6 protein-coding genes and 2 pseudogenes are annotated in these 5,129 nt (G+C 31.7%); all 8 read right to left on the minus strand.

Features of this window, described 5'->3' with window-relative positions:
• Positions 1–214 (minus strand): annotated as a pseudogene (locus AB671_RS22840) (hypothetical protein); the annotation flags it as partial.
• A 110-nt stretch (positions 215–324) separates the two neighbouring features.
• Positions 325–504: pseudogene (locus tag AB671_RS23100) on the minus strand (beta-carotene hydroxylase); the annotation flags it as partial.
• A 449-nt stretch (positions 505–953) separates the two neighbouring features.
• A complete protein-coding gene (locus AB671_RS20665; protein WP_228391048.1) occupies positions 954–1,409 on the minus strand; it encodes a hypothetical protein in 456 nt (151 codons plus the stop codon).
• A complete protein-coding gene (locus AB671_RS20670; RefSeq protein ID WP_066681469.1) occupies positions 1,409–2,245 on the minus strand; it encodes a phytoene/squalene synthase family protein in 837 nt (278 codons plus the stop codon). Before AB671_RS20670 ends, AB671_RS20665 begins: the two co-directional genes overlap by 1 nt.
• Positions 2,242–3,711 carry a phytoene desaturase family protein gene (locus AB671_RS20675; protein ID WP_066681470.1) on the minus strand — a complete coding sequence of 490 codons (1,470 nt, stop codon included), beginning with the start codon at positions 3,709–3,711 and terminating at the stop codon, positions 2,242–2,244. The genes AB671_RS20670 and AB671_RS20675 overlap by 4 nt, the downstream gene beginning before the upstream one ends.
• Positions 3,712–3,721: 10 nt before the next feature.
• Positions 3,722–3,850 carry a hypothetical protein gene (locus AB671_RS22965; protein WP_262484077.1) on the minus strand — a complete coding sequence of 43 codons (129 nt, stop codon included), beginning with the start codon at positions 3,848–3,850 and terminating at the stop codon, positions 3,722–3,724.
• 491 nt (positions 3,851–4,341) lie between these two features.
• Positions 4,342–4,479, minus strand: coding sequence for a hypothetical protein (locus AB671_RS22085; RefSeq protein WP_157444282.1), 138 nt, complete (start codon positions 4,477–4,479; stop codon positions 4,342–4,344).
• Positions 4,480–4,724: 245 nt separating this feature from the next.
• Positions 4,725–4,961: a hypothetical protein gene (locus AB671_RS20690; RefSeq protein ID WP_066681474.1), complete on the minus strand. Its 237-nt coding sequence runs from the start codon at positions 4,959–4,961 to the stop codon at positions 4,725–4,727.
• Positions 4,962–5,129 lie beyond the last annotated feature (168 nt).

Raw genomic sequence — 5,129 nt, forward strand, 5'->3', positions numbered from 1 at the left:
AATAATAATAATAATAATAATAATAATAATAATAATAATAATAATAATAGACTAATTGCCAGCTTATTGTTTCTTTTGAAAAATATTCTTTGAGGCTTAATTCCCGCCATTGACAGCCTGTTTTCAATCGTTTTATAATGAGTTTAAAGATTTTTCCTAAATCAAATCTCGTTGAAAATCCTCGTTTGCCTTTGCTTAAATGAGGTAAATCCATTTTTCCAGTTTATCTTTGCTTATGAGTTCCAGATTTTAGTTCTTTTTTTTGCAACTCTAAATTGCTAATTTTCTGGAAACTCTTTTTTTAAATAAGTTTAAACAAGTTCATATTAAAGCGATTGTAGGTATAACAAATATAACAAAGAAATAGTCATTCTTTTCAAGCGCACTATGATCATGATGATCTTTGTGCAGAAACCACATGAAACCATGCATAAGACATTTATGAATAACCCAAGTTGCTCCTTCCATAAGGATAAATGTGACCAATGTGATAATAAAATTCATATCAATTTTTTATAGTACTAAATAACTTTTTTTAAATACCACATCGAAAGCTAAAGATCTATTCTAATTTCTTTTTAACCCAACCACGACATGTTATATTTTCTAAAATATCAAACGGCACTTTATAATCTAACTTCATTACTACATCCTCTTCATTAGGAATACATTCATGAAGGGACGCCAATATGTATAAGGCACTTTCTGCTTAAAACCTGTGAAAATTTTGTTCTGATCCACATGAATGATTTTCGATTTTCATTTTACCGGAATGTATAATAATTGAGAAACCTATAGTACATTATCACTCCTTCGAAAATCGGCTTGTTTTAATATTCTGACAATACCTTAAATTCCATATCGTTACTGTATCACCGGGAGAAGAAAAAAAACAACCAAGTATAGATGTCACATTGCTACTGCTGCTCCTTCTATAATTAATGTCTCATTTGTTATTCATTTAAAAGGAGCTCTATATTCTTTTTAAGAATCTCTGAATCAAATTCACGAAGCCTTTTCTTAATAAAATCAGTATCTTCTTGTACATTTGATTTATAACCTAAGAAAGATGGTGCGTTTTTTTGAACAGAAAGCCTAATGAACCTTAATTCAGTATTATTAGGTTCTTTACGGATCGCTTCTTCGATATTTTCTTTTCCTTTTTTAAACGAATTAAGCTTACTTATCGGGCTGAAAACATGATTTGCCCAAATAGTTTGTACTCCACCCAAATAAGCTAAATGAGTCGCCGAATTAGTCTTTGCGCTCTCTAATTCAGCAATCATTTTTTCACACAATTCTTTATCTGATATCAACTTCGTGTAATTGGTTCTTACCTTATCCAAACTTATGGTATTGAAACTTGTTAAAAAAAAAATAGCAAATATAACCGAACTCGTTATTTTCATTATAAAAAAGTTGTTTTATACCGCAGATAACTTTTTAATGCTACAAATACTTTTTCAAAATTATGAACCCGAACCCTACTACTCAATATATCTTTGGAAGATTTTCTTCTTATTTTTTGAAATAAGCACAAATAATATTTATAGGCTAAATACACTCCAAATATTGAAGAGCTAGGAAGATTCCTAATTCCGATTAAGGCCTCATTAAATTCTTCTTCGATTTCTTTTTCAATCTGTAATTTAACACAATTGTCAAATACCGCTATATCAATATTCGGGAAATAAGACCTGCCTAATATCTGGTAATCATCTTTTAAATCTCTTAGAAAATTAACTTTCTGCAATGCAGAACCTAACTTCATTGCATAGGGTTTTAGTTCTTCATATTTCTCTTTATCACCCTCTGTAAAAACCTGAAGACACATCAGACCAACCACTTCTGCTGAACCAAAAATATATTCTTTATATAATTCGGAATTGTAATCTATTTTTCGTAAATCCATTTCCATACTATGTAAAAACTGACTGATAAGGCTTCTATCAATTTTATATTGACTGACTGTTTGCTGAAAAGAATGTAAAATAGGATTGAGAGAAATGTCCTCCTCTAAAGCATTTTCTGTTTCTTTTTTTAACCTGTTTAATAATTTTTCTTTATTGTAACCATGAAAGCTATCTACAATCTCATCAGCTAACCTTACATATCCATATATCGCATATATTGCAGAACGAATTGAAGGTTTCAAAGCTAAAATACCCAAAGAAAAACTTGTACTATATTTTTCAGTGATGATTTTACTTACCGAATAAGAAAGTTCGTCAAATAGACATTTCATAATAGCTCTTTTTTAAGTTTACATATTTCCTTTGCAGCAATTTTACCTGAAATAATGGATGGAGGAACTCCGGGTCCAGGAACAGTAAGTTGACCACTGTAGAATAAATTTTTTAATTTTTTGTTTCTTATTTTAGGTTTTAAAACCGCAGTTTGCCCAAGTGTATTTGCCAGTCCGTAAGCATTCCCGCCATAAGCGTTATAATCCGAAATAAAATCACTGACACAATAGCTTCTTTTGTATTCAATCTTTGAGAGTAAATCAACCATGCCCGTATGTTTTTCTATTCTTGAAAGCATTTCTATTAAATACTTCTCTCTTATTGCTTCATCATCATGCATTCCGATGGCCAGTGGCATCAATAAAAAAAGGTTCTCTTTACCTACGGGAGCTACAGAATCATCTGTCTTTGATGGACAGCAAACATAAAACAAAGGATTTTCTGGCCATCTTTTATCGCCGTATATACAATCAATATGTTGGTCTAAATCATTTTCAAAGAACAGTGTATGATGCTGCAGGCCGGGAAGAGTCTGATCAATACCTAAGTAATAGATCAAACTTGATGGTGCAAATGTCCTATTTTCCCAATATTCTTCTGAGTAATTCCTTTCGTCTTTGTTTAAGAGTTTTTCAGCATGATGATAATCGCAGGAAGCAATTACTGCATCAAATTCATAAAGTTTATCCTGTATTGTTAAAGAAGTCACCTTATTATTTTTCGTATTTATTTTTTCGATGGTCTTATTAAAATGGAAAATAGCTCCCTGTTTTTCAGCTACTTTTTTCATAGCTAATACCAATTGATGAAAACCTCCTATGGGGTAATGTGTTCCCAAGTTATAACCGCCATAATTCATCAGACTATATAAGGCTGGAATATGTTTTGGAGAAGCACCCAAAAAAATTACAGGGAACTCCATTAAGGTCCTTATTTTTTCATTCTTAAAATATTTTGCTACATAGCTTCTAAAGTTAGTGAGTAAATCCAATTTCAAAACACTTTTAGCTATTTTAGGAGAAATAAACTCTGACCATTTATAACAAGGCTTTATCACAAAATCCTTCATCCCAACTTCATATTTAAATTTTGCCGACTGCATGAATTTTTCTAATTTCACACTCGCCCCTTTTTCAATTTCTTCAAACAGTATTTTTAATTCTTCAAAATTTTCAGGTACTTTAATTTTCTGTTCCAAAAAAATCATTTCAAATTGCGGATTTAATGAAATGAGCTTAAAAAAATCAGAAGATTTATAATCAAAATCAACAAAAAAATTCTCAATAATATCTGGCATCCAGTACCAGCTTGGCCCCATGTCAAAAACATAACCTTGTTTAGTAGTGAATTGTCTTGCTCTTCCACCAGGTTGTTCATGTTTTTCAAAAACGTGAACTTCATTGCCTGATTTCGCCGCATAAGCAGCTGCAGACAAACCGGAAAAACCGGAACCTATAACGGCGATTTTTGTTTCATTACTTGTTAGATTTTAGAACTTCATTTAAAAAATTCTCAGGTTGAATATTTTTATCATAAATCATCAGTCGGTTGATAATTTTCATTCCAACAGGTTTTTCATGTACATTCTTTTTTATTAAATTCATTTTTTTCATGTCCCCAAAGATTTTAAGGTTGATGAGATAAATATAATACTCTTGAGTAGAAAAACCTGAATCAAATATAGCTGATTTTGAGTAACTTTTAGCATATCTATTCAAGTGATTGATTAAAGTATTTATAACACTTTCTGCACTTCATCCATTTTCCTTTCCCTCACAATGTTATTCAATATTTAACCCCTCACTTTTACAATTGGTAGCTATCCATCTCTTAAAGCCGCCGATATCATTACTATAGGTTTTTCTTTTGAAATTTTCTGTCTCAAATTCTTCAAGGAAATTAACTACATTTTTTAAAAGACCATATTTCACAACATAATATTTAATACACAAATATACTTAAAATTATTAATTTAGTATATTTATATACTTTTTAGATATAAACAATTTTCTCAGTAATTAATTTAAGGCAACTAAATCAAAAATAATTACTATCACCATACCAAATGGTTAAACGCGGTATTATAACCATCTCATCATACATTTTCTGAGTCCGCTGTTCTCACTGCGCTGTTTGAAGCAGATGATCTTTTAACCGATCCACCTCTTCCCTGCTCAGGAAATTCTCCCTGTATTCCAAAAGGTCTGAAACTCGTAAAATTCTTGGGTCTCAAATAAACTCAGCTGACCCATGGTAGATTTCTTTAAAAAATGTATCTTTACAACATCCCGTTTCGACGGGATGTTTTTTTTCATCATTTGTGTTTTTAACTTCCCTTCGGGGAAGTTTTTTATGGATTGAACTTAAGAATTCCGTTCTCCAGATTGCTGATACTGCGTCTCGCTTCATCGACCAGATTCTTGAGACGGGTACCCGGAAGGTAGTAGGATTATAATCCTGTGGCAATATCCCCCTCACCTAACGCCATATCTGTACAATATCTTTTGACTGATTATCATATGAATTATAGAATTTATTGTCTGCGGCGACCGTTAAGCTTTTTTTGTTCTTTTTACTGAATGTTTGGAAAGTATAGCCTTCAGTGGTAATGAACATATACTCCTTACCTGATTTAAGGTCATCCAGCTGCTCAACATATTCACCAATCACACATGTACCGTCTGCAAATGACGGCATTGAATCGCCGTCTGCCATAAATCCCCCGAATATACCATGTCCTAAAAAAGAAAGCTATATGCTGGCAAGGCTTTCAATATATTCGGGATTGTAAATCTTCAGCAAAAAGTGGACATTTGATATTAGAAATTTAAGGAGTGTTTTCATAAAAAGAGTAATTTTAATTATGGCAACACCGAAAAAGAA

The organism is Chryseobacterium sp. BGARF1 (genome assembly GCF_001677955.1).
Classification (GTDB): domain Bacteria; phylum Bacteroidota; class Bacteroidia; order Flavobacteriales; family Weeksellaceae; genus Chryseobacterium.